The 24,529-nt window shown below is 68.2% G+C and carries 23 protein-coding genes; 14 read left to right on the top strand and 9 right to left on the bottom strand.

Annotated features, from left to right (window positions below; genetic code table 11):
* The first annotated feature begins 36 nt into the window (after nucleotides 1-36).
* From efeU to OHB24_RS04485, 4 genes are read left to right on the top strand one after another with little or no spacing between them, the layout of a single operon-like run.
* Nucleotides 37-885: an iron uptake transporter permease EfeU gene (gene efeU / locus OHB24_RS04500; protein ID WP_327637666.1), complete on the top strand. Its 849-nt coding sequence runs from the start codon at nucleotides 37-39 to the stop codon at nucleotides 883-885.
* A 14-nt stretch (nucleotides 886-899) separates the two neighbouring features.
* The gene (gene efeO / locus OHB24_RS04495) at nucleotides 900-2,039 is read left to right on the top strand and encodes an iron uptake system protein EfeO (protein WP_327637665.1); all 1,140 of its coding nucleotides are present in this window, start codon (nucleotides 900-902) and stop codon (nucleotides 2,037-2,039) included.
* Nucleotides 2,036-3,286, top strand: a complete 1,251-nt coding sequence (gene efeB, locus OHB24_RS04490; RefSeq protein WP_327637664.1) for an iron uptake transporter deferrochelatase/peroxidase subunit — start codon at nucleotides 2,036-2,038, stop codon at nucleotides 3,284-3,286. Before efeO ends, efeB begins: the two co-directional genes overlap by 4 nt.
* Nucleotides 3,287-3,311: 25 nt before the next feature.
* Nucleotides 3,312-4,136 carry a hypothetical protein gene (locus OHB24_RS04485; RefSeq protein ID WP_327637663.1) on the top strand — a complete coding sequence of 275 codons (825 nt, stop codon included), beginning with the start codon at nucleotides 3,312-3,314 and terminating at the stop codon, nucleotides 4,134-4,136.
* Between the two features lie 106 nt (nucleotides 4,137-4,242).
* On the opposite strand, the gene OHB24_RS04480 is transcribed toward OHB24_RS04485, so the two are convergent.
* The 4 genes from OHB24_RS04480 to OHB24_RS04465 all read right to left on the bottom strand — a co-directional run bounded on the left by OHB24_RS04480 (nucleotide 4,243) and on the right by OHB24_RS04465 (nucleotide 8,738).
* A complete protein-coding gene (locus OHB24_RS04480; protein ID WP_327637662.1) occupies nucleotides 4,243-5,082 on the bottom strand; it encodes a carbohydrate ABC transporter permease in 840 nt (279 codons plus the stop codon).
* Nucleotides 5,075-6,040 (bottom strand): carbohydrate ABC transporter permease, encoded by a 966-nt coding sequence (locus OHB24_RS04475; protein WP_327637661.1) that lies wholly within the window; start codon nucleotides 6,038-6,040, stop codon nucleotides 5,075-5,077. The genes OHB24_RS04480 and OHB24_RS04475 overlap by 8 nt, the downstream gene beginning before the upstream one ends.
* A gap of 94 nt (nucleotides 6,041-6,134) precedes the next feature.
* A complete protein-coding gene (locus tag OHB24_RS04470; RefSeq protein WP_327637660.1) occupies nucleotides 6,135-7,451 on the bottom strand; it encodes an ABC transporter substrate-binding protein in 1,317 nt (438 codons plus the stop codon).
* A 216-nt stretch (nucleotides 7,452-7,667) separates the two neighbouring features.
* Nucleotides 7,668-8,738, bottom strand: coding sequence for a LacI family DNA-binding transcriptional regulator (locus OHB24_RS04465; protein ID WP_327637659.1), 1,071 nt, complete (start codon nucleotides 8,736-8,738; stop codon nucleotides 7,668-7,670).
* 124 nt (nucleotides 8,739-8,862) lie between these two features.
* On the opposite strand from OHB24_RS04465, the gene OHB24_RS04460 reads away from it, so the two are divergent.
* The 3 genes from OHB24_RS04460 to OHB24_RS04450 all read left to right on the top strand — a co-directional run bounded on the left by OHB24_RS04460 (nucleotide 8,863) and on the right by OHB24_RS04450 (nucleotide 11,855).
* Nucleotides 8,863-10,491: an acyltransferase gene (locus OHB24_RS04460; RefSeq protein ID WP_327637658.1), complete on the top strand. Its 1,629-nt coding sequence runs from the start codon at nucleotides 8,863-8,865 to the stop codon at nucleotides 10,489-10,491.
* A gap of 114 nt (nucleotides 10,492-10,605) precedes the next feature.
* Nucleotides 10,606-10,731, top strand: coding sequence for a hypothetical protein (locus tag OHB24_RS04455; RefSeq protein WP_327637657.1), 126 nt, complete (start codon nucleotides 10,606-10,608; stop codon nucleotides 10,729-10,731).
* 17 nt (nucleotides 10,732-10,748) lie between these two features.
* A complete protein-coding gene (locus tag OHB24_RS04450) occupies nucleotides 10,749-11,855 on the top strand; it encodes a hypothetical protein (protein WP_327637656.1) in 1,107 nt (368 codons plus the stop codon).
* Here the strand turns inward: OHB24_RS04450 and OHB24_RS04445 are convergent.
* Both OHB24_RS04445 and OHB24_RS04440 read right to left on the bottom strand, forming a co-directional pair.
* Entirely contained in the window at nucleotides 11,785-13,077 is a 1,293-nt protein-coding gene (locus tag OHB24_RS04445) for an MFS transporter (RefSeq protein WP_327637655.1), read from the bottom strand. The two genes, OHB24_RS04450 and OHB24_RS04445, sit on opposite strands and share 71 nt — an antisense overlap.
* Nucleotides 13,078-13,088: 11 nt before the next feature.
* Nucleotides 13,089-13,679: a helix-turn-helix domain-containing protein gene (locus OHB24_RS04440; protein ID WP_327637654.1), complete on the bottom strand. Its 591-nt coding sequence runs from the start codon at nucleotides 13,677-13,679 to the stop codon at nucleotides 13,089-13,091.
* 163 nt (nucleotides 13,680-13,842) lie between these two features.
* On the opposite strand from OHB24_RS04440, the gene OHB24_RS04435 reads away from it, so the two are divergent.
* From OHB24_RS04435 to OHB24_RS04420, 4 genes are all read left to right on the top strand, one after another.
* Entirely contained in the window at nucleotides 13,843-14,208 is a 366-nt protein-coding gene (locus OHB24_RS04435; protein WP_327637653.1) for a hypothetical protein, read from the top strand.
* Nucleotides 14,209-14,304: 96 nt separating this feature from the next.
* Nucleotides 14,305-15,561: a class I SAM-dependent methyltransferase gene (locus OHB24_RS04430; protein ID WP_327637652.1), complete on the top strand. Its 1,257-nt coding sequence runs from the start codon at nucleotides 14,305-14,307 to the stop codon at nucleotides 15,559-15,561.
* Nucleotides 15,558-16,688: a hypothetical protein gene (locus tag OHB24_RS04425; RefSeq protein WP_327637651.1), complete on the top strand. Its 1,131-nt coding sequence runs from the start codon at nucleotides 15,558-15,560 to the stop codon at nucleotides 16,686-16,688. The genes OHB24_RS04430 and OHB24_RS04425 overlap by 4 nt, the downstream gene beginning before the upstream one ends.
* A gap of 632 nt (nucleotides 16,689-17,320) precedes the next feature.
* On the top strand, nucleotides 17,321-17,725 hold the full coding sequence (locus tag OHB24_RS04420; RefSeq protein WP_327637650.1) for a hypothetical protein: 405 nt from the start codon (nucleotides 17,321-17,323) through the stop codon (nucleotides 17,723-17,725).
* Here OHB24_RS04420 and serC read toward each other — a convergent pair.
* Nucleotides 17,718-18,842, bottom strand: a complete 1,125-nt coding sequence (gene serC, locus OHB24_RS04415; RefSeq protein ID WP_442913949.1) for a phosphoserine transaminase — start codon at nucleotides 18,840-18,842, stop codon at nucleotides 17,718-17,720. The two genes, OHB24_RS04420 and serC, sit on opposite strands and share 8 nt — an antisense overlap.
* A gap of 158 nt (nucleotides 18,843-19,000) precedes the next feature.
* Nucleotides 19,001-19,852, bottom strand: a complete 852-nt coding sequence (locus OHB24_RS04410) for a phytanoyl-CoA dioxygenase family protein (RefSeq protein ID WP_327637649.1) — start codon at nucleotides 19,850-19,852, stop codon at nucleotides 19,001-19,003.
* 127 nt (nucleotides 19,853-19,979) lie between these two features.
* On the opposite strand from OHB24_RS04410, the gene OHB24_RS04405 reads away from it, so the two are divergent.
* Nucleotides 19,980-20,708 carry an AraC family transcriptional regulator gene (locus OHB24_RS04405; protein ID WP_327637648.1) on the top strand — a complete coding sequence of 243 codons (729 nt, stop codon included), beginning with the start codon at nucleotides 19,980-19,982 and terminating at the stop codon, nucleotides 20,706-20,708.
* On the opposite strand, the gene OHB24_RS04400 is transcribed toward OHB24_RS04405, so the two are convergent.
* Nucleotides 20,705-21,817 (bottom strand): citrate synthase 2, encoded by a 1,113-nt coding sequence (locus tag OHB24_RS04400; RefSeq protein WP_327637647.1) that lies wholly within the window; start codon nucleotides 21,815-21,817, stop codon nucleotides 20,705-20,707. The genes OHB24_RS04405 and OHB24_RS04400 overlap by 4 nt on opposite strands.
* Before the next feature lie 155 nt (nucleotides 21,818-21,972).
* On the opposite strand from OHB24_RS04400, the gene OHB24_RS04395 reads away from it, so the two are divergent.
* Together OHB24_RS04395 and OHB24_RS04390 are read left to right on the top strand one after the other, a co-directional pair.
* Entirely contained in the window at nucleotides 21,973-22,608 is a 636-nt protein-coding gene (locus OHB24_RS04395) for a hypothetical protein (RefSeq protein ID WP_327637646.1), read from the top strand.
* Between the two features lie 31 nt (nucleotides 22,609-22,639).
* On the top strand, nucleotides 22,640-24,529 hold the full coding sequence (locus OHB24_RS04390; protein WP_327637645.1) for a hypothetical protein: 1,890 nt from the start codon (nucleotides 22,640-22,642) through the stop codon (nucleotides 24,527-24,529).

Here is a 24,529-nt window from a genome sequence, read left to right as displayed (position 1 = left end):
GGTTAGCCGTACCTAATGTAATGAGAGAGTCCCGCCATGCTCGCGAACTACCTGATCGGACTTCGTGAAGGACTCGAGGCCTCGCTGGTCGTCAGCATCCTCGCCACCTTCTTGGTCAAGTCGGGGCATCGCGATCGACTCAAACTGGTCTGGATCGGTGTCGCCGCGGCGCTTGCCGTGGCGGTCGCCGCCTGGGGTCTGCTCCAGTTCGTCACCGCGCTGACCGCGAAGTCGTTCACCACGCAGGAGACCGTCGGCGGGGTGATGTCGATCCTCGCGGTCGGCTTCGTCACCTGGATGATCTTCTGGATGCGCAAGGCGTCCCGCAGTATCGCCAAGGAACTGCGCGAGCGGATGGGCGAGGCCCTCGAGGTCGGCTCCCGCGCGGTGGTCATCCTGGCGTTCCTCGCGGTCTTCCGGGAGAGCATCGAGACCGCGTTCATCGTGTACGCGTCGGCCGCCACCGCGACCACCGCCGTACCGTTCGTCGGCGTCCTGCTCGGGCTGGCGACCTCGGTGCTGCTCGGCGTCGCGATCTACAAGGGCGCGGTGAAGATCAACCTGGCCGTGTTCTTCAAGTGGACCGGCGCGGTGCTGATCCTGGTCGCGGCCGGCATCTTCGCGTACGGCTTCCACGACCTGCAGGAAGCCAACATCCTGCCCGGTCTGCACACGCTGGCCTTCGACATCTCCCACGTGATCCCACCGGACAGCTGGTACGGCGTACTGCTGAAGGGCATCTTCAACTTCAACCCGGCGCCGTCCGTGCTGGAGGCGATCGCGTGGGCCGTCTACCTCGTCCCGGTGATGGTGCTCTATTTCCTTCCGGTGAAGAGCTCGACACCGCCCGCCGTCACGACGACAACCGCACCCAAAGCGGCTTGAATCCCAGGAGAACCATGCGCACCACTCTGGCCCGTCGGGCCTCCATCTTCGGGGTCGTCATCGGCCTTGCGGCGCTCACCGCGTGTGCGGATGACGAGCCTGCGGCGAAGGACGACGGCACCGGCCCGGTGTCGGTCAAGGCGTCCGATTCGGGCTGCGACCTGAGCCGCCGCGACGTGAAGTCCGGCACCAGCACGTTCTCGGTGTCGAACGGCGGCAGCAAGGTCACCGAGTTCTATGTGTACGCCGACGGCGACCGGGTGATGGGTGAGGTCGAGAACATCGGACCGGGCCTCAAGCGGGAGCTGATCGTCGAGCTGCCGACCGGTAAGTACCAGGCGGTCTGCAAGCCCGGCATGGTCGGCGACGGGATCCGCGGCGACCTCAACGTCACCGGCGACGCGCCCGCGCAGATCGACACCGACACCGCGCTGAAGCAGGCGACCGAGAGCTACCAGCGGTACGTGAACTCGCAGGCGGTCGCGCTCGAGCAGAAGACCACCGAGTTCGTCACCGCGGTGAAGGCCGGCGACGTCGCGAAGGCGAAGGAACTGTTCCCGGTCTCGCGGACCTACTGGGAGCGGATCGAGCCGGTCGCCGAGTCGTTCGGCGACCTGGACCCGAAGATCGACGCCCGCGTCAACGACGTCGAGCCGGGCACCGAATGGACCGGGTACCACCGGATCGAGCAGGCGCTCTGGGTCTCCAACTCCACCAAGGGCATGGAGAAGTACGCCGACCTGCTGCTCACCGATGTGAAGACCGTGGTCGCGAAGGCGAAGGTCGTCAAGCTCACCCCGCTGCAGTTGGCGAACGGTGCCAAGGAACTGCTCGACGAGGTCGCGACCGGCAAGGTCACCGGCGAGGAGGACCGCTACTCGCACACCGACCTGTGGGACTTCGAGGCGAACGTCGAGGGCTCGCAGGCCGCGATCCAGGCGCTCCGCCCGGCCCTGCAGAAGCGGGACGCGGCGCTCGTCACCCAGCTGGACGCTCAGTTCAAGGCCGTCTTTGCGGCGCTGGACAAGTACCGCGACGGTGACGGCTTCAAGCCGTACACCGCGACCGAGGCCGAGAAGAAGGCCCTCGGCGCGGTCGTCGACGGGCTGGCCGAGCCGGTCAGCAAGGTCGCCGGAGTGATCGCGAAGAAATGAGCGACCGTAAGGGAATCTCGCGCCGCGGCCTCTTCGGGGCCGCGGGCGCGGCTGTCGCCACGGGAGTCGCCGGGTACGCCGCTCACTCGGCGCTGTCCGGTGAGGAATCGCAGGCCGCGGACAACAACGGGCCGGTCGAGTTCCACGGCCCGCACCAGGCCGGGATCACCACGCCGGTCCAGGACCGGCTGCACTTCGCCGCCTTCGACGTGACCACGACGAAGCGGGACGACCTGATCGCGTTGCTGAAGGAGTGGACCGCCGCGGCCGCGCTGCTCACGGCCGGTCGCGACATCGGTCAGTACGGCGCCGTGAACGGGCCGGGCGAGGCGCCGCCGGAGGACACCGGCGAGGCGGTCGGCCTGCCGCCGGCGCGGCTGACGATCACCGTCGGATTCGGTCCGTCGTTGTTCGACAAGCGGTTCGGGCTCGCGGCCAAGCGTCCCAAGGCACTGGTCGACCTGCCGCATTTCATCGGCGACGACCTCGACCCGGCGCGGTCCGGCGGCGACATCGCCGTACAGGCCTGTTCGGATGACCCGCAGGTCGCCGTACACGCGATCCGGAACCTGGCGCGGATCGGGTTCGGGCGGGTCGCCGTACGGTACTCGCAGCTCGGATTCGGCCGTACGTCGTCGACGTCGCGGGCGCAGGCGACGCCGCGGAACCTGTTCGGGTTCAAGGACGGGACGAACAACCTCAAGCTCGAGGAAGCCGACAAGCTCGAGCAGCAGCTCTGGGTGCAGCCCGAGGACGGTCCGGAGTGGATGGTCGGCGGCGCGTACCTGGTGTCGCGGCGGATCCGGATGAACATCGAGATCTGGGACCGTACGTCGCTCGGTGAGCAGGAAACGATCATCGGCCGCGGAAAGGGCACCGGCGCCCCGCTGGGCAAGGCCGACGAGTTCGACGAGATCGACTTCACCGCGAAGAACTCCGACGGCGACCCGAAGATGCCGATGGACTCGCATGTGCGGCTCGCGCACCCGCAGTTCAACAACGGCGCCGAACTACTGCGCCGCGGCTACAACTTCGTCGACGGCTCGGACGGCCTCGGTCGCCTGGACGCAGGCCTGTTCTTCCTGGCCTACCAACGCGACCCGCGCAAACAGTTCATCCCCGTCCAGAACCAACTGGCCAAGAGCGACACCATGAACGAATACATCCACCACGTAGGCTCCGGAATCTTCGCCTGCCCCGCCGGTGTGACACCCGGCTCGTACTGGGGCGAAAAGCTCTTCGCCTGAGCCGAACGGTCATTACATTGTGGCCGTGAGCAACCAGCAGAGCGGGTACCCGGGTGGTCCGCCGTACGGTCAGCAGCAGTACGGCGGTTACCCGCCGCCCCCGCCGCCGTCGAGGAAGGCCGGTCCGATCGTGGTTGCGATCGTCGGCGCACTGATGCTGATCGGCGCCGGTGTCTTCGTGGTCACCCGGTTCGCCGGCGGCTCGGACGACGCGGCCGTCGACGGTACGACCAAGCCGGTCGCGCCGTCGACGAAGCCCACGCTCCGCCCGGCGAGCGAGGCTCCGACAGAACAGCCGAGCACCGGCGGCAGCCCGGCCACACAACCGACTGCGCAGCCGACTGCGCAGCCGAGCAAGCTGCCTGCTGGGTGCAACGGCTGCCTCCCGGGCGTCACCGTCAGCTCGCTCGTCACTGCGTTCAAGTCCAAGGGCTACGTGTGCAAGCTGGACCGCCGATGGGAATGCAACAAGGGCACCGTCGACGTCTACATCAGTCCTGATTACACGAAGAAGAAGTACCCCGAGTCCATTGACGTGAGCGGCAGCGGTAGCGCCCGCGTCCAGAACTGCCCGCAGTGCATCAAGGCCGCAGTCGCCTCGCTGAAGCAAGGCCTGCCCGGAGCGCTCGCAGTGTTCGTCCCGGACGCATCGGTCCGGCAGCAGATCATCACCTTCGCGATGCAGGGAGCCGGCATACCCACCTCCGGACCGAGCTCGACCCGAGACGCCAAGGTCGGCGCCTATCGGCTGTCCACCCAGGGCTACAGCGGCGCAACCGTCGGCAAGAACGGCAAGTACGCCTCCTTCTACTCGACCTCCGTATCCATCAACGGAATCTCCGAGTACTGATCGCCCCTGCTTGACGGACCGCCAGCACTCATCAATTGCGTCTGACGACTGGTCGCCACGCTCAGCCGGTGCTCCGGCAGGCAATTGATGAGTGCTGCAGGTCCGCCTACTTCACCGCGCCGGCGGTTACGCCCGCCACGAAGTGGCGTTGGGCGAGGAGGAAGCCGATGACTACGGGGACGCTGACGACCAGGGCGGCGGCCATGATCTGGTTCCAGTAGATGTTGGTTTGGGTGGAGTACTGGCGTAGGCCTACGGACAGGGTGCGGTTGGCTTCCGTCGTCATGACCGACGCGAACAGGACCTCGCCCCAGGCGGTCATGAACGAGTAGATCGCGACCGCGATCACACCGGGTCGCGCCGCGGGCAGGACGACCCGCCAGAGTGCGCCCATCGGACCGCAGCCGTCGACCAGCGCGGCCTCGTCCAGCTCGCGCGGGATGCTGTCGAAGTACCCGGCCAGCATCCAGATCGAGAACGGCAGGCTGAACGTCAGGTACGTGATGATCAACCCGAGCCGCGTCCCGACCAGTTGCAGCCCGAACGAGTTGTTGACGTTCACGAAGATCAGGAACAACGGCAGCAGGAACAGCACACCCGGGAACATCTGCGTCGACAGCACCGTGGTGGTGAATACCGTCCGCCCACGGAACTTGAACCGCGACACCGCGAACGCGGCCAGGATCGCGATCGCCACCGAGAACACCGTCGCCGCCACCGACACGATCGTCGAGTTCACGAAGTACTTCGCCAACGGCACCGTCTTCCACATGTCCACGAACGGCGTCAGCGTCAGGTTCGACGGCCACCAGGTGAACGCGCCCTGCACGTCCTTCAACGGCTTCAGCGAAGACGTGATCATCACGTACAGCGGGACCATCACGAAGAGCCCGAGCACCGTGAGGGTGACACCGCGGTAGATCTTGAAGCCTCTGGTCTCACGCACGGCGCGACCTCCTTCCGGTGACGAGCAGATACGCGCCGGTGACGATCATCAGGAAGATCAGCAGCAGCACGGACATCGCCGCCCCGGTACCGAAGTTCCAGGTCAGGAACGACGCGTTGTAGATGTGGAACGTGATCAGGTCACCGGCCGGCGGCTGCGCCGTACCGAACAGCACGTACGGCGTGTTGAAGTCGCTGAACGTCCAAAGGAACAGCACGAGCACGAGCACCAGGTTCACCGGCCGCAGCGAGGGAAGCGTGATGTTGCGCCACTGCCGGATGTTGCCGGCGCCGTCCACCGACGCGGCCTCGTAGAGGTCTCGCGGGATGCTCTGCATACCGGCCATCAGGGTGAGGAACGCGAACGTCCACAGCTTCCAGCCGGCCACCGTGATCAGCGAGATCAGCGCATTGCTGCCGATCAGCCAGAACGGTTTCCCGTCGGTCAGGTGCAGCTGGTTCAGCACGTGGTTCACCGCGCCGGTGTCGCGCTGGAGCATGAAGTTCCAGGTCAGGATCCCGGCGTACGCCGGGAGCGCGTACGGCACCAGGAACAAGGTGCGGACGATGCCCCGGCCGCGGAACTCCGGCTGCAGGGCGACCGCGGCGGCCATCCCCAGCACCCACGAGAAGGCGACCGTGACGAGCGAGAAGACGATCGTGACGCCGAAGGACTTCAGCAGCCCCTGCCCGACCGCGTTGTTGAAGTCGAGCGCGACCTTGTAGTTGCCGAGTCCGGCGCCGGGCGCGGCGGACCAGTTCGCGATGAAGAACTTGGTCAGTTTGACGAAGCTCATCCAGATCCCGACCAGCATCGGGATGATGTGGATGAACAGTTCCAGCAACACTGCCGGGGCCAGCAGCGCGTACGGCAGCCATCGGTTCAGGCCGGGCCGGTGCTCGAGCCGGCGCCGTGGTTTCGCCGGTGCCGGAGCGGTGGTTTCGGTTGCGACGGACATCCGGGTGGTCGCCCTCCTGTCTCTCGGATCGGCTGACACGTACGTCGCGTCCGAAGAGCCGGAGGCCGGTTCTTCGGACGCGAACGCCCGTACGTCAGCTACTGGCGGCTACCTGCTCCTCGGCGGTCTTCAGCGCCGCCTTCACATCGTCGGCGGTCACCGTCCCGCCGGTCGCGATCTTGGCGAACATCGCGTTCATCGCCTTGCCGACAGTGCTCTCGAACTGGTCCTCGGCCGGCACCAGCGGCAGCGGCTTGGACTTGGTGTTGTAGACGTCCTGGAAGGTGGCCGCCTCGGTCGCGTCGGTGGTGAAGACCGGCTTGGCGTCCTTCAGCACGGGCAGCGACGAGAACGGCTTGCCCAGGGTGGTCTGGGTCTCCGCGTCGGTCATGTACTTCACGAACTTCAGCGCCGCGTCCTTGTGCTTGGTGTTCTTGAAGACCGACAGGTTGATGCCCGCCACGTGGCTGGCCACCTGCTCGCCTCCGGCCGGAGACGGGAACGGTACGACGCCGTACTCGCCGGCCTTCATGCCGTTGGCAACGATCGAGGAGTCGGCGTTGTTCTGGTTGATGACCATCGCGACCTTCTTGGTGGCGAAGTCGTTCACCGACTTGGTGCCGTTGTCGTACTGCGCGTTCGACGGGTTCGCGACCTTGTCCTTCTGCATCAGGTCGAGGTACCGCAGCACTCCCTGCACGTTGCCGTCACCGGTGAAGGTCGGCTTGCCGTCGCTGTTGAACCAGTCGGCCTTGTTCTGCGCGGCGTTGATGAACGCGAAGTGCACGTTCTCGGTGTAGCTGCCGGCCGCCAGCGCCATACCCCACTGGTTCTTCGCCGGGTTGGTGAGCTTCTTGGCCGCGGCGACCATCTCTTCCCAGGTCTTCGGCGGCTGCAGGCCGGCCGCGGCGAACATCGCCTTGTTGTAGTACAGGCCGTAGGCCAGACCGTAGAGCGGGACCGAGGTCGGGTCGGTGCCTTCCTTGCCGCCGGTCGCCAGAGCCGTCGGCACGAACTTGTCCTTGCCCCCGATCGCGGTCATCGCGTCGCCGTCGAACGGCAGGAACGCGTCGGTGGCCTGCAGCGAGGCCGCCCAGGTGTTGCCGATGTTGACCACGTCCGGCGCCTGCCCCGAGGTGATCGCGGTCTGGATCCGGGTCTGCAGGTCGTTCCAGCCGATCACCTCGAGGTTCACCTTGATCCCGGTCTCCTGGGTGAACTTCTGCAGGACCGGGGTCAGGACCTCCTTATCGTTGTCGAGGCTGGTGCCCTGGTTGCTGGCCCAGTAGGTCAGCGTCTGGTCACCGGTGCTGCCGCCGGAGGAATCGTCCTTGTCGCCGCCACCACAGGCGGCGAGGCTGATTCCCATGGCGGTCGCCGCAACCGCGGCTACAAGCGAACGCAGTCTCACGTCGGACTCCCTCGTCCCGTCTCGAGCCCCCGCAGGACCTGCGGAGGCGGATCGGCCCCATACTGGCCTAACCGGTTAAGTTCCGTAACCCTAACCGGTTCAGTAGAGGCGTGTTCGTTACGACCTCGTGACCCGGTCAATCTTCACCCGGTGCGCGGCAAGCGCAATCCAACACTCTCTGCGAGAGCCCGATTTCACACAGTCTTCAAACTGTGGTCAGGCGTGGGCGGGACCTGAGGATTCGCGGTGCCGGAGCTCGCCGGCCGGGGCCTCCTCGTGGAGGGTGTGGTCGCCGGTGACGATCCGCAGCAGCAGGTCGGCGGCGGCGCGGCCGCGTTCCATGGTCTTCTGGTCGACCGCGGTGATGCCGGGCCGCGCGAGTTCGCACAGCGGCGAGTCGTCCCAGGCGACGATCGAGACCTCGCCGGGCACCGCCGTACCGAGATCCATCGCGACCCGCAGCGCCGCGACCGCCATCAGGTCGTTCCCGAGCACGATCGCGGTCGGCGGATGGGGGCCGGTCAGGAGTCGGCGCGTGAGTTCCGCACCGTCGTCGTACCGGTAGCTGCCCTCGATGTGCCGCACCGTGATCCCGTGCCGCGCGGCGTGCTCCTGCAGCGTCTGGACCCGGAGCCGTTCGTGGATGAACGTGAACGGCCCGCTGATGTGCGCGACGTTCGTGTGCCCGAGCCCGGCCAGGTGGTCGAGCAGCAGCGCAACGGTCTCGTCCGGCGAGCTGATCAGCCGCCCGACCGCGTCGTCCGGGGCGTTCGAGCTCACCACCACACACGGCACCCCGAGCTCCTTCAGAACCGGGATCCGCGGGTCGTCGTCGTGCTCGTCGAACAGGATGAACCCGTCCACGCGCCCCTGCCGCGACCATCTCCGCAGTACGTCGAGATCCTCGCCGTGCTCGCCCGTGAGCCGGAGCAGCAGCGACGAGTCGACCTCGTTCAGGTACTGCTCGATGCCGACCAGCGTGCGCATGTAGAACGCTTCGGTCGAGATCAGCGCGGGGTCCCTGGCGATCACGATCCCGATCGTCCGGGTGCGGCTCGCAGACAGTGCAACCGCGGCGGAGTTCGGGTGGAAGCCCAGCTCCTCGGCCAGGTCGAGTACCCGCTGCCGCGTCTCGTCGCTGACCCCGGCGCGGCCGTTCAGTGCGTACGAGACGGACGCCTTCGAGATGTGCAAACGACGCGCCAGGTCGCTGATCGTGACGCGGTGGGTCCGGCGGGTGCTGCCCGCCGTACCGTCGCCGTCACTGCCGTCGTCGCCGTCTGTCACGGGTCCGCTCGTCGTCATCGCCCGACCGCCCCTCGACAGACGGAAAAGTGTTCATGTCAGACGGGAGGTTAGCAGCGGCCTTTCAGGGGTGGTCTGTGTCCCGGGAATTGGATAGCGTTTTCCCATGGTGCCGAACGAGCCGTTGCGACTGGATTTCCTGCCCTGGGAGTACGCCCGGAAGGCCTCCGAGGCCGAGCGTGACCGGCAGGCCGAACGACAGGCCCGGCTCGGCGGGTCGGTCGAGCTCGCCCCGGACGTGTACGTCGCGGAGTCGGCCGCGGTGTACTGCGACGAGCTCCGGATGGGGGACCGTTCGTACATCGCCGCGCACGCCTACGTCACCGGCCGGATCGCGCTCGGCTCCGATTCGACCATCAACCCGTTCGCCGCGGTGCGTGGTGTGGTGACGATCGGCGACGGCGTCCGGATCGGCGCGCACACGTCACTGCTCGCCTTCAACCACGGCACGGCGCCTGGCGAGCCGATCTTCAAGCAGCGGCACACCGCCGTCGGCATCACGATCGGTGACGACGTCTGGATCGGCTCCAACGTGACGATCCTCGACGGCGTCACAGTCGGCCCGCACACCATCATCGGCGCCGGAGCGGTCGTTACCAAGGACATCCCGGCCGACTCGATCGCGGCCGGCAACCCCGCCCGAATCCTCCGCTCGCGGACAGGAGCATCCATGTCAGGTGATCTACCGACCTTGCTGAAATCATTCGCCGCGAAGGCTCGCGAGCAGACCGACGACGTACTCGCGCGCTGCTGGGACGGCTCCCGCTTCGTCGACCGTCCCGGGATCGACAGTGAACCGCAGATCCGCCCCTGGTGCGACGCCATCGAGATCGCGGACCTGCTGGTACGCCGGACGCCGGCCGGCCACACCCGTGACGATCTCGTCCGGCGGCTCCGCGCGCGCCAGGATCCGGCCACCGGACTGGTATCACCCGGAGACCTCTCCGACGACGGTCTCGGCAAGCCGTCGGACGCCGAACTCTCAGTCCTGGAAGGGCCCGCGAGCTACCACGTCCTGTGCGTCGGCTACGCCCTCCAGGTCCTCGGCAGCGGCTTCGAGCACCCGATCACCACCGAGTTCACCCTCGACGATCTCGACAACTTGCCGTGGGCAAGGAGAGCCTGGTCGGCCGGCTCCGGCATCGACGCTCTCGGTACGGCGCTCGCCCGAAACCTCCACGATCACAAGGAATCTGGCGCCCTCGAACCGCTGATGGGATGGCTGCTCACCCGGGCCGACCCGGCGTCCGGGACCTGGGGTTCGACGCATCCTGATGACGGACTGCTGCAGGTCGTCAACGGTTTCTACCGCCTCACTCGCGGTACCTATGCACAGTTCGGTCTTCCGCTGCCGTACCCGGAGCAGGCCGTTGCGACGGTTCTTGCCCATAGCAACGACCGCCGTATGTTCACCGGCGACAACTACAACGCGTGCAACATTCTCGACGTCATCCACCCGCTCTGGCTCGCCCGCAAGCAGACGACGTACGGCGAGCAGGAGGGGCGTCGCTGGGCCGAGGCGCAGCTGCGCGCGATCCTGTCCCGCTGGGTCGACGGCGCCGGCTTCGCGTTCGCTCCGGACGGAACCGACGACCGCGCGATCCCGGGCCTGCAAGGCACCGAGATGTGGCTGTCCATCATCTGGCTGCTGTCCGACTACCTCGGCATCTCCGACGCCCTCGGCTACCGCCCCCGCGGCGTACACCGCCCCGAACCCCTGATCAACCTCCGCTGACTCGGGGCACATCAGTGGAGGATTTCTGGCGCTATCGCAGGAAAGGCCTCCCACGTTCGACGAGCTCAGGCGGACTGGTAACACTGCGGGAGATCAAGCAGCGGGTCGACCCCGATGGCGCACTCACTGGGAACTTCCCCCTACCCTGACCTCGTGGACCCCCGCACGCGCCGACTGGTGACCTCGCTCGTACTGGCCGCCCTGGTCGCCATCGTCGTGGTCGCGGCGCTCCTGCGCTGACGCTAACCTGTGGCCCCATGAGCACCCCCGCCACCGGTGAGCGTTCGTCGTACCTGATGCGGGCCGGACTGGTCCGCAACGTGCGGTCGGGGGAGCACCTGACCACGTTCGTGGTGTCCGGGGTCGCGACGGTGCTGATCACCCGGCTGTTCCTCAGCCTGAGCGGGTACCCGCAGATCGGCGGCAAGGGCCTGCACATCGCCCACGTGCTGCCCGGCGGGCTGCTGATGCTGATCGCGATCTCTCTGTTGCTCGGGTACGTCGGGCCCGTGGTGCGGCCGGCCGCGGCGACGGTCGGCGGGATCGGGTTCGGGCTGTTCATCGACGAGGTGGGCAAGTTCGTCACCTCGGACAACAACTACTTCTACAAGCCGACAGCAGCGATCGTGTACGTCGTCTTCGTGCTGATCGTGCTCGGGTTCCGCTTCCTGGCCACGCGGCGGCCGATCGACCCGCGAGAAGAGCTGGCGAACGTCATCGACCACACGGTCGAAGGAGTCGCGGGCGGTCTGTCCCGGCGGCGCCGTGCCGAGGCGGCGGAGCTGCTGCGCGCCGTACCCCGGCAGATCGAGGGGCGGCGGGAGACCTCCGAGTTGCTCGCCGCGTGTCCGCCTGACGAGGTCGAGCTGGCCGCTCCGGTGGACGCGGCCTGGCAGGCGTTGCAGCGCGGGTTCGAGCGGCTCGCCACCCACCCGAAGGCACCGCCGATCGCTGTCGCCGCACTGGCGGTCCAGTTCGTTGCCGCGCTCGTCATCGCCGCTGTGCTGGGTGAGGGCCTCAACCACCTTCCGGTGCTCGGTGTGACGGCGGGGAGCTTGTTGTCGGCAACGTTCACGGTGCGCGGCGCTCTGGCGTTTCGGAAGCGCAATCGGGCCAGGGCGGTCCGGCTGTTCGAGCTGGCGGTGCTGGTGTCGTTGCTGATGACACAGGTCTTCCAGTTCGCCGCCACGCAGTTCGCGGCCGCCGGTGGGATGCTGCTGGACCTGGTGATGCTCGGGCTGCTGCGAGCGGAGCGTGAGCGGATGCGGCGCGAGCTGGACAGCGCCACGAAGGCTAAGACACTCCGACTGCCACCCGATCTGGATCTGCCGCCGTTTCCGGAGGATCCGTCGGATCCGGTGTAGCTCTCCAGCGCTCGTGCCGTCCGATCAACACCGGTGACATGGTCGCGATCAGGTAGATCGCGCCACCTGCGAGCAGCGCAGGTGCCAGGCCTATGGCGGCGACGGCCCCACCGGCTACGAGACCACCAAGCGGTACGCCGGTCCAGCAGACGGCGTTCGACAGTGAGTTGACCCGTCCGCGGAGGTGGCTGGGGATCCGTTCGAGCTGGATCGCGCCGAGCACGGGGTTGATGAAGCCGGCTCCGATGCCGCCCACGGCGTACACCGCCATCAGGGTCCAGAGCGGCGCATCAGTGGCCATCGCGACGAAGCGCGGTGCTCCGGCGATCAGGAACGCGACCGTGAAGACGAGCTTGCGGGGGATGCGGTCACCGATGGCCGACGCCAGCAAGGCGAACAGCGTCGCCGTCACTCCGAACGACGTGAGGATCAGGCTGGTGTGGCCCGGGCCGTAGCCGTGGTCCTTGATCCAGACGGGCAGCAGTACCGTGCTGGTCGCGGCGTCGAGCAGGTTGGTCACCGCGATCATGACGACCAGCGGCAGGAGGAGCTTGTCGGTGCGCAGGAAGGTCCAGCCTTCCAGCAGCCGGCGGCCGTAGCCGTGCTCCTCCTCCTTTGGTGCGGGCGTTGTGTCCTTGGGAATCCAGCGGGCGATCAGTACGGCGCAGATGCCGAACGACACCGCGTCGATCCAGAGCGCGTTGACTGCTCCGACCAGGGTGATGAGACCGCCGGCGAGCGCGAACGCGAAGAAGCCCGCCAGGCGTTCCGTCGTACTCTCCAGGCCTGTCACTCGCTCCAGGGGGACCCGGGCCACCCGGGCAATGTCCGGGATCAGCGTCGACTTGGCGGCGTCGCCTGGTCCACGGAGCGCGCCGGCGATCGCGACCAGCACCAGCAGGGTCGGGAAGTGCAGGAAGCCCAGCTCGTGCAGGAGAGGGATCAGTGCGACCACCGCCGTACTGGCGGTGTCTGCCACGATGCTGATCCGGCGTGCTCCGACCTTGTCGATCAGTGGGCCGCCGATTGCTTTCACCACGACCAGGGGCGCCATCTCTGCCAGCGCCACCAGGCCGGTCTTGACCGGGGACCCTGTGGTGATCAGGACGAACCACGGGATCGCGATCGCGCTCACCCGGGTCCCGCAGATCGACACCACGTTCGCCACGAGGAACGCCGCCAACGGCGCCCGATTGCCCTTGCTGCTCACTGTTCGCCTCACGTTGTACGCCGCTAGCGCGTCTCGCGTGGGAACGCCTGGATCTGGACGGTGACCTGCTCGGCGCCTTCCGGGAGCGGAGCGGTCAGGTCCGGCGTCTTGTACTTCTCCAGGACCGCCATGACCTCGCGCATCATCGTGTCCAGTTGGTCGGCCCGGAGGTGGAAGATGTAGTCCGACAGCAGGCTGGCGTCGCGCCAGTCGTCGGGCATCGTCTGCATCGCGTCGATGAAGCCGAAGATGTTCTGGGCGTACGTCTGGCCGACACCGTGCAGGAAGCCCAGGGCCAGCTCGGGCTCCTGGTCCAGCAGCTCGGCCGCGTTGAACTCGGTGCCCTGGTGCGCCGCCTTCCACCAGCGGTCGCGGGCGTTGCCGCGGCTGTCGTCCTCGACCACCAGACCGGCGTCCGCGAGCTGGCGGAGGTGGTAGCTGGTCGCGCCGGTGTTCACGCCGAGCCGTCCGGCCAGGGTCGTGGCGGTCTGCGGGCCGTAGACCCGGAGGAGGCCCAGGATCCGGTTCCGCATCGGATGCGCGAGGGCGCGCACGAGGTGGCGGTCCAGCTGGACCGTCCGTGCGGGCTCCACGCTGTGGTTCTCGTCGCTCATGAGTCTGAGCATAGGACTGCAAAGACTCTTTGCAAAGTAGTTTTGCAAAGAAAGTGTGCGGTTTGGTTGTCCACAGGTTGCGAATCGGTGCGCCGGGGGCTGCGGGATCGCGGCATCTTCTCTGTCGACCACGCATCCACCGAGGAAACGGAGAGAACCAGCGATGATGCGCGTGATGCTCGAGGACGCCGACTACTGCGACGTGCCGGCCGACCTGATGACGTTCGACGAAGGGGCAGTGGTGTTCTGGCGGGAAGGCGAGGAGGTCGGCCGCCACCGGCAGGCCCGGATCCGGTCGCTCGAGCCGCTGAACCCGCGCTCGATGACCCACAAGATCAAGCGCGCCCGGAAGACCCACCCGAACGCGTTCCGCCAGTGGAGTCCCGACGACGAGCACACCCTGATCGACATGTACAACAACAGCGCGACCCTGGAGCAGCTCGTCGAAGCCCTGGGCCGCCAGGAAGGCGGGATCATCACCCGCCTCAGAGGGCTGGGGCTGCTCGCCGACGACCAGCAACTCCCATGAGCCGGCAGGGGGTGACTGCGGCGAGTTCATCGGTTGCGACGGTGGGTGGACGAGACCCTTTTGTGATCGACCCGACGGGTCGGGGACAATGGCGCGGTGCAGTCAGAGGCGCGGTCGGACGAGTCAGCGTTGCCGGAGGAGTCCGGAGCGCGGGCGGTGATCCGTGCTGCCCTGCTCGATCAGAGTGGTTTGGTGCGCGGTCTGGCCTCGGGCCGGCGGCGTGGCCTGGAGCCGCCGCCGTACCTTCGGGCGGAGTTGCGGTACGTCGACCTGAAGGGCGAGCGGCACCTGCAGATCGCCGAGTTCGACGAGCGCCAGGCGCACACGCGGAACGTGGCGGGTGCGGACCTGGAGAAGGCGGTCGACGAGCTCCTCGACCTGCCGTACGGGTCCTGGCACGTCGAGACGACGAGCGAGACGCTGCGACTGCGCTACACCAAGAAGGGCAAGGAGCTGCTGCACCGGCAGGAGGACCACCGGGAGCAGGAGACCGGCCACGACCGGGTGAAGCACCGGGTGCTCGATCCGGCGGCGCCGTTCCTGATCGAGCTCGGGATCAGCGACCACCAGGGCCGGGTGAAGCCGTCCCGGCAGGCGAAGTACAAGCAGATCGAGGAGTTCTGCAAGCTGCTCGCGCCGGCGCTCGACGACGCGGTTTCGGCGGGGCGGATCGCGGCTGGTCGCCCGCTGCAGGTGGTCGACCTCGGCTGCGGGAACGCGTACCTCACGCTGGCGGCGTACCACCTGCTCACCGCTGCCGGTCACGACGTCCGGATGACCGGTATCGACCACAACCCGGCGGCGCGGAAGCGGAACACCCGAGTGGTCGAGGCGCTCGGCTGGCAGGAGCACCTGCGGTTCCTGGACGCGACCATCCAGGGCGCGGAGCTGGACATCCGGCCGGACGTTGTCCTGGCGCTGCACGCCTGCGACACCGCGACCGACGACGCGCTCGCGCGGGCCGTCGGCTGGGAGGCCTCACTGGTGCTCGCGGCCCCATGTTGTCATCACGACATCCAAAAGCAGCTGAAGAGCGTCACACCACCGGCGCCTTATGCGCTGATGACTAGATATGGCATCGTTCGTGAGCGGTTCGCCGACGTCCTGACGGACTCCTTGCGGGCAGCGGTGCTCCGACAGGTCGGTTACCGGGTGGAGGTCGTGCAGTTCGTGGACAGTCAGCACACGCCGCGCAATCTGTTGCTCCGCGCTGCGCGGACCGGCGCCAAGCCGACCGCGGACCTGCAGGCCGAGTACCGGTCGATGGTCATCGAATGGCAGGTGACGCCGCGGCTGGCCCAACTCCTCCTCCCGCCGCCCGAGCAAACTCCGGTCACCGAGGTGGTTTCGTGAGACAGGTCCGGACCGCGCTCGCTCTGCTGGGGGCGACGCTGTGCACGCTGGCGGGTGTGGCGCTGCCCGCGTCGACGGCCGCGGCGAGCACGGCAAGTTCGGCGGGCTCGGCTGGTTCGGAGGCGGGGCCGACAACGCCGGCGCCGAAGAAGCTGTTCACGATCCGGGACGAACGGATCCAGGAGTCGTCCGGGCTGGCGAAGAGCGTCAAGCACTCGGGGATCTACTGGACCGTGAACGACTCCGGCGACACCGGGCGGGTGTTCGCGCTGGACGCCACCGGCAAGGTGAAAGCCGTCCTGCGCTTCGGTGCGAAGGTCACCGACGTCGAGGCACTCGGGGTGGACCGGGACGGCACGATCTACATCGCGGACATCGGCGACAACAAAGAGAACCGGGACCAGATCGAGATCTACACGATCCCGGAGCCGGCAACGCTCGAGGACGAATCGAACGTCAAGTACCACCGGTACGACTTCAAGTACCCGGACGGCGCGCACGACGCCGAGACCCTGCTGATCGAGCCGGGCACCAGCCAGCTCTACATCGTGACGAAGGCACTCAAGGGCACCGGTGCGATCTACGCCGCGCCGCCGGCGCCGTCCCGTGAGGGCACCAACGACCTGACCAAGCTCGCCGCGGCGCCGTCCGGGGTGATCACCGACGGGACGTTCCTGCCGGACGGTCAACGGGTCGTGCTGCGCACGTACGCCGACGTGACGACGGTCGGCTGGGGCGAGACCCCCAACGCCATCGCCCGCGGCGCTGCGCCGCTGGGCCAGGGGGAGACCGTCGCGGTCGGTCCCACCGACGGAACCGTCCTGGTCGGCAGCGAGGGCGCGAACTCGGGTGTCTACCAGGTCCAGGTGCCCGCCAAGGCCGCCGCCTCCACGCCCCCCTCCGCCAGCGCCACCCCCAAGCCGGCGACCACGACCGACAGCAACAACTCCGACTCCGGCAAGAGCCACAACCTCCGCTGGATCATCATCGGCGCCGCCCTCTTCGCCCTCATCATCACCGTCGTCACCTTCCCCCCCGGCCGCCGCGAACGCCAAGACCGCCAAGCCGAAAACGCCCGCCTGACAGGCCAGTCCCCACCCACCCCCCACCGCCGCCAACACTCCTGACCCCACCCCGGGTCCTGCAGGCGTTGAGCGGATCGCCACCACTCAGCAACGGCCTGGCAGACGCGTGGCTCACGCTCAGCCGACGGAGCGAACCGGCCAACAGGCGCGGTTGGTGAGTGCTGAAGATCCGCCGGCAGCGGGTTGTGGGTGGGTATGCCAAGGGCCAACCCGTCATCGGAGGGCTGCCCGGCTGCGGGTATCGACCGGTTCCAGGGCGCTGCCGGGCTTGCTGTGATCTGCAGCTCGACAGGATGTGTCGGGCGGCAGGGTAGTGCACCTGAGCGTGAACGCGTCCGCGTGTACACCGTCTCGCCGGTGCTCTACCTGTCGAGCGTGCACATCACCCACGGCCGCAGGGCCCGATCATCCAGCCGACCACCCGGTGCGGCAGCCTCATGCCAGCCCACCACTGGCGGGTTATGTCGCCACTGGCCTCCTGCATCCCCCTATCGGACACATAAGCCGCCAGCGGGAAACGCGACACCCACACGTCCGGCAGGAGAGGCGGATATCCCCTGGTGTTGTGGGTTCTCCCCTCGCATACCAACAGAGAAGGCACAACACCGTCGGATATCCCCTCGTGTGCGGGGGCCCTCGTCGCGCTCGGTCGCGGCCGGGCGGTGGTGCGGGCGGTGGTGCGGGCGGTGGTGCGGGCGGTGGTGCGGGCGGTGGTGCGGGCGGTGGTGCGGGCGGTGGTGCGGGCGGTGGTGCGGGCGGTGGTGCGGGCGGTGGTGCGGGCGGTGGTGCGGGCGGTGGTGCGGGCGGTGGTGCGGGCGGTGGTGCGGGCGGTGGTGCGGGCGGTGGTGCGGGCGGTGGTGCGGGCGGTGGTGCGGGCGGTGGTGCGGGCGGTGGTGCGGGCGGTGGTGCGGGCGGTGGTGCGGGCGGTGGTGCGGGCGGTGGTGCGGGCGGTGGTGCGGGCGGTGCAGGTGCCGGGGGGACTGGGTTGGTGGGGGTTGGGTGGGATGAGCTGGGGTGGGGGAAGGGGACAGCCGCCGGCCCCGGGTGGGGACGGCGGCTGTGGGGTGGGGGTTACTTGAGGTTTTCGACTACGTAGTCGATGGACTGGGTGAGTTTTTCTACGTCATCGGGGTCTACCGCGGGGAACATGGCTACGCGGAGTTGGTTGCGGCCGAGTTTGCGGTAGGGCTCGGTGTCGACGATGCCGTTGGCGCGGAGGGTCTTGGCGACCGCGGTGGCGTCGATCGAGTCGTCGAGGTCGATGGTGCCGACGACGAGCGAGCGGGCGTCGGGGTCGGTGACGTACGGCGTGGCGTAGTCGGACTTCTCGGCCCACGTGTACAGGCGGTTGCTGGAGTCCGTCGTACGGGCGACGCTCCACTCCAGCCCGCCCTGGTTGTTGATCCAGTCGGTCTGCTCCGCCATCAGGAACAGCGTGGCGAGCGACGGCGTGTTGTACGTCTGGTTCTTGCTGGAGTTGTCGACCGCCGTCGCCAGGTCCAGGAACGCCGGGATCCACCGGCCGGACGCGGCGATCTCCTCGACCCGCGCGAGCGCGGCCGGGCTCATCAGCGCGATCCACAGGCCGCCGTCGGAGGCGAAGCCCTTCTGCGGCGCGAAGTAGTAGACGTCGGCCTCGTTGAGGTCGACCGGCAGGCCGGCCGCGCCCGAGGTGGCGTCGATCGCGACCAGCGCACCCTCGTCGGCGCCCTCGACCCGCTTGACCGGCGCCATCACGCCGGTGGAGGTCTCGTTGTGCGGCCACGCGTACAGGTCGACGCCGGCCTCCGCCACCGCGACCGAGCGGCTGCCGGGCTCGGCCTTCACGATCGACGGGTCGCCGAGGTGCGGCGCCAACTGCGAAGCCTTCGCGAACTTCGAGGAGAACTCACCGAAGCTCAGGTGCTGGCTCTTCTCCCGGATCAGCCCGAACGTCGCCACGTCCCAGAACGCGGTCGAGCCGCCGTTGCCGAGCACCACCTGGTACCCGTCGGGCAGCTGGAAGAGCTCGGTGACGCCTTCCTGAACCCGCTTCACCAGGTTCTTCACCGGCGCCTGCCGGTGGGAGGTGCCGAGCAGCTTCGCGCCCGCGGTCGCCAGCGCGGCGACGGCTTCCGGGCGAACCTTCGACGGCCCGGCCCCGAAGCGGCCGTCGGCGGGCTTGAGCTCTTCAGGAATCTTGATTTCGCTGGTCACCAGCGGTCCCCTTCGTCGTCTGCAACAAGAAGGCCGACGACGCTGTCAGCGCAATCCATCCTCGCACACCCCGCCCAACCAACCACCCGGGGTCCACTTTGTGCACCGGATCCGTATGCCGAGCCTCCCGCCGCACGGATCCGGTGCACAAAGAAGCGCTACTCGTGTTTGCGGGTGGTTCGCTCGGTGCCGGTGAGGAGGGCTACCGGGCCGTCGGGAGTTTCGGTCCACTCGCCGCAGGCGCCGCCGCCTTCGGCTACCTCGAGCCCCAGTTCGGTGCCGTCCATCCGCAGCGCCGGGTGGTAGTACTGCGCGACCCGCTCCGCGTCGCCCTCGATGTAGTGACCGATGAGCGCCCGCCGGAAGCGGTCGGTCGTGACGTTCGGGTTGCTGCCGTGGACCAGTGCGCCGTGGAAGAACAACACGTCACCCGGTTCCATCTCCACGGGTACGGCGGCGCCGGTCGAGGGGAGCGGGACCGTGACATCGGTGAAGCTGACGGTGGTGTCGGCCTTCTCCGTGCACAGGATCGGCCAGCGGTGGGACCCGGGCACGACCTCGAGGCACCCGTTCGCCTCGTCGACGCGGTCGAGCGCCATCCACGCCGCGACGCACGTCCCCGGATCGGCCTTCAGGTAGAAGTTGTCCTGGTGCAGCGCCTGCCCACGGGAGCCCGGCGGCTTGAAGTAGAGCATCGTCTGGACCGCGTACGGCGACCTGCCGAGCAGCGCGGTCATCACCTGATCGATGCGCGGGTCGATCAACCACTGCAGCGATGTGTCGTCCGATCGGTGCATCTGCGCCATCCGCGGGTACCGCTTGAGCGGGTCCCGGTCGGTCGACGTGTGCCCCGCGAAGTCGTGCGCCTGCGGACCGCGGCGCCGTAGGTCCATGTAGTGGTCCCGCAGCCGCTCGGCCTCGTCCGTGGAGAACAGCCCCCGCACCAACGTGTACCCGGTGCGCTCGAACTCTTCCTGGTGTACGTCGACAACATTGGATGAAACGCTCATGCACGGCTCCCGCGAATCTGCCCTAGTCTTCCGGTGAACCCCATTTTCCTGCGGACACACTGCACCGGACCACGGACGATTCACGCGAGGACTTGAACTTTTGTTGCACCGACTCCAGCTCGAGCGGATGTCCGCCCCGACCTTCTGGCGCTGCGAACCCAGCTGGTCGTGGACCTCGCCTGTGCTGCGGGATCACCTGCTCTGGTGCGTCGTCGACGGTCGCGGCGCCCTCGAACTCGATGGGAGCCGCCAGGAACTGCGCCCCGGCGTCTGCGCGGTCTTCCAACCCGGCGACGCCCCACGAGCCACCCACGACCCGCACCGCCGGCTCCTGGTGTTCGGCATGCACTTCGAAACCACCACGACGGCCGCGCCGGATCCGCGCTGGGGCGAGGTGCTCGATCGCGAGCTGCTCGGCGTTCTCGCGCGGACCAGCGACGCGTCGTACCGCCGCGGCGACGCCCTCGGCCGGCATCAGGCCGAACTGTGCCTCGAGCAACTGGTCGCGCTGATCTGGGACGCCGTCCACCACCCGGGCCGGAGCGTCACCGACACCGCGGTCGATGACATCGCCAGACAGCTCCGGCAGGACCCGGGCCGGGACTGGACTGTCGCGGAGATGGCGCGCCGCGCGTCGCTCAGTCGCGCCCAGTTCACACGCCGCTTCGTCGCGCAGTTCGGGATGTCACCCGCGCAGTACCTGATCCAGGCGCGGATCGACCGCGCACACCAGCTGCTCACCGAGAGCGGCATGACCGTCACCGAAACGGCCGCCGCCCTCGGCTACACGGACGTCCCGTACTTCAGCCGCCAGTACAAACAACGAACCGGCCGAACCCCGAGCCAGGATCGCTAAGCCCAGTTGGGGTTCCAGCCTTCGATGGAGTCGGCTGGGCGGGACGCCGGACCGGAGTAGATCGCCGACGGGCGGATCAGGCGGCCGGTGCGTTTCTGTTCCAGGACGTGGGCGCTCCAGCCGGCGGTCCGGGCGCAGGTGAACATCGACGTGAACATCGGCGGCGGCACCTCCGCGAAGTCGAGGACGATCGCTGCCCAGAACTCCACGTTCGTCTCCAGCACCCGGTCCGGACGCCGCTCGCGCAGCTCCGCCAGGGCAGCCTGCTCCAGCGCCTCGGCTACCTCGTACCGCGGGGCAGCCAGTTCGCGCGCCGTACGACGAAGTACTCGAGCGCGCGGGTCCTCGGCCCGGTACACGCGGTGCCCGAAGCCCATCAGCCGCTCGCCCGCGTCCAGCAGACCCTTCACGTACGCGCGCGCGTCACCGCTGCGCTCGACGCCCTCGAGCATGGTCAGGACCCGCGCCGGCGCGCCGCCGTGCAATGGCCCGGACATCGCACCGACCGCACCGGACAGCGCCGCGGCGACATCCGCCCCGGTCGATGCGATCACCCGCGCGGTGAACGTCGACGCGTTCATGCCGTGCTCGGCCGCGGACGTCCAGTAGGCGTCGACCGCCCGCACGTGCTTCGGGTCCGGCTCGCCGCGCCAGCGGATCATGAACCGCTCGGTGATCGTGGTCGCCTTGTCCACCTCGCGTTGCGGCACCATCGGCTGCCCGATCCCGCGCGCCGCCTGCGCGACGTACGACAGCGCCATCACCGCCGCCCGGGACAGATCCTCACGCGCCTGCACGTCGTCGATGTCGTACAGCGGCCGCAGACCCCAGGCGGGTGCGAGCATCGCCAGCGCGGACTGTACGTCGACCCGCACGTCGCCGGTGTGCACAGGCAGCGGGAACGGCTCGGCGGGCGGCAGACCCGGCGTGAACGCGCCGTCGACGAGCAGGCCCCAGACGTTCTCGAACGGCACTCGGCCGACCAGGTCCTCGATGTCCACACCGCGGTAGCGGAGTGCCGAACCTTCCTTGTCCGGCTCGGCGATCTGCGTATCGAACGCGACCACGCCCTCCAGCCCGTGCTGCACCTCGGTCCTCGGATCAGACATGCCACTCCCTCGTCCTCGTGTCAGGACGCAGGCCCACCAGGAGAGCCCGCGCCTGGGCGCTCAGGAAGCATAGTTCTCCGCGCCGACGTGCGGACAGCTTTGTGACCGGTTCGGAGGTTCCGGGGGTGGACCGCACAGAGGTCTAGTCTCGGTTCATGACAAAGCCCCTCCCCGCCCTCGGGCTCGTGATCGGCGTCATCGCCACCTACGTCGCCGTGGGTACCTCGTCCTACGCGACGCCCCGGTTGATGCGGCGCCTGCAACTGTTCCGCAACGACCTCGGCGATTCGCTGCCCTGGCTCGCGCTGCTGGTCGCGATCGCGGTCGTGCTCGGCCTGCTGATGATCGCGCCGGCCATCGGCGCCGGTGTGACGACCGGGGCCGGGTTGCTGCTCACCGTGACCGGTCTGGCCGCGATGCTCCTGCCGCTGCGGCAGACGATCGACCTGATGAAGCTCTTCGAGTTCCCGGGGTCGCGTGTCGGCTCGTCGTTGCTGCTCTACGACGGGTCCATCGTCTTGTTGGGCATACCGCTGTTGCTGGTCGGTATCCGGCGCTGGAGCCAGGAGTCCAAGCTGGCCAAGCTTCCGACGCCACCTGGGCTGTCGCAGAACAGCAGCGGCTACCAGTCGACGTACCCGCAGCAGACCCAGCAGTACGGCGGCTACCCGGGCCAGCAGCCGTACCAGCCGCAGCAGCCACACAACCAGCCACACGCCCAGCCACACAGCCAGCCGCAGGACCAGCCGCAGCCCGGCCGGCCGCCGCAGTACCCGGGCCAGCAGCAATAACTTTCCCAGCGGAGCCTGCATCAGGCTCTGCATGGAAACGCTGATCGCCTACACGTTCGCGCACGAGAGTGCCGCGAGGGCCGCCGCTGGTCGTGCCCGAGTGGAGGCGTACTACGGCGACCTGTGGAAGCACGAGGCCAAACACCAGGGGTACGACGGCCTCACGGTCGGACTGCACATGTGGGATCGCCACGACGGCACGTGTCTCTGGCCGTCGTGGCACGACAACGGCGATGTCCGCGTGGCCAGCGTGCATGCCCCGCTCGGCTACCAACGCGTGATCGGCGACGTCCAGCCGCACGACGCCCCAGCCCAGTTGGCCAAGGCAGTACGGCGTACTCCGGCGAGCTTCCTCGAACTGGCGCCACCGTTCACGATGGCGGTCCTGGACCCGAGCGAGGAACGCCTGGACCTGTTCACCGACTCGATCGGTGTCGGACGGCTGTTCCAGCTGCGGTTACCGGACGGCTGGGTATGGACGAATCGGCCGGCCGCGGCCTTACTGTTCGCGGGCCAAGAAGCTGTCGCCGCGCCGCGTGGCTGGAGATTCGCCGCGGCCTGTGGCTGGTTCATGGACGACAGCACGCCGTACGACGGGGTGCTGACTGTGCCCGGCGCGACGCATATCGTTGCCGATGGCTACCGTCAGCAGCGGACCGTCAGCCGCATCGAGACGACCAGTGTGTGGTCTACGGACAGTGCGGACACCGCAGAGGAGACAGCTGCCGCACTGCAGGACGTAGCGCGTTCGGTCGGCCGCCTGTGGCCGGGACAACCGACTGTCGACCTGAGCGGCGGCCGCGACTCACGGGTCGTCGCAGGTGCGTTCCTGGCCGCAGGCGTCGATCTGAGGCTCAACAGCTACGACGCGGTTCCTGGCGAGCTGGAGGTCGCAGAGTCGCTGGTGCAACTGCTGCAGCAACCGGTCGAACACGTGGTGAGTCGGAAGACCCCAGGTGGGCCAGTCGCTGTCAAGCCGATCGCCAAGCCGCAGCCTCTGGAGATGGTCAACCGAGCGCTGCGCTGGCATCGGTACGGCGAGGGCTTGCGCCCGGCCAGCTACCTCTTCCACACGCCTCCCGCAACGCTCGCGGGTGTCGCCCACCTTGCGATCGGTGGCGCCGGCGGCGAGGTGGCGCACGGCCACTTCTACCCACGCGACGTGCTCCAACTCGACGCGCTACCGCTGCCGAGCAAGCTGAAGGCCTTCAGCAACTACCTCCAGACCCGTCTGGTCGCGGCAGCAGGACCCACGGACGAAGCCCGCGCCGCCGTCGCCGAGCAGGTCGAGCGCGTACTGCGGACCGCCGTCCACGGCGGCATCGAGAACGCGACCATGCTCGACTACTTCTACGTCGTCGAACGCCTCCGCCGCTGGGGTACGACGGGGGAGCGCACCGGCGTCGTCTCGCCCCTCCTGATCCCCACGTTCGTCCGGTCGGCCTTCGCGCTCGACCCCGCGCAACGCGTCGACAACGCCCTGCACCGCGAGCTCGTCCGGCGGCTGGTGCCCGCCTGGGCCGACGTACCGTTCTTCAAACCCAGTCCGACGGTCAGCACACGCAGGAGCCCGCCGAAGGTCCGCTGTCTCGCTGACGCCGCCGACCGCGACCTGATCGAGCAGCTCCTCAAAGACGTCGAAGGGTTCGAGTCTCTCGATACCCTGTGGGCCGCCTCCGTGGCCGGCGCCAGCTCGGCCGCAGGTGAGGCCACGCTCCGTCAGGCCCTCTGGCGAGCCACCTTCGATCAGCACCTCGACGAGGTCAACCGCCACCTACCCAGCACTCCGACCCCCAAAGCCCAACAGCAACCAGTCCCTGAGCCACCAACCGCCAAAAGACGCCGCGGTCCGGTCGTCCGCGCGATCGGGCGTACCAAGTTGTGGCGGGCCTATCGGCGGAGCAAGTTCGGACGTAAGTAG

It is taken from the genome of Kribbella sp. NBC_00482 (genome assembly GCF_036013725.1).
In the GTDB taxonomy this organism is placed as follows: Bacteria; Actinomycetota; Actinomycetes; order Propionibacteriales; family Kribbellaceae; genus Kribbella.
Note: the sequence above shows the minus strand (reverse complement) of the source record. Positions and strands in the feature narration are given on the sequence as shown.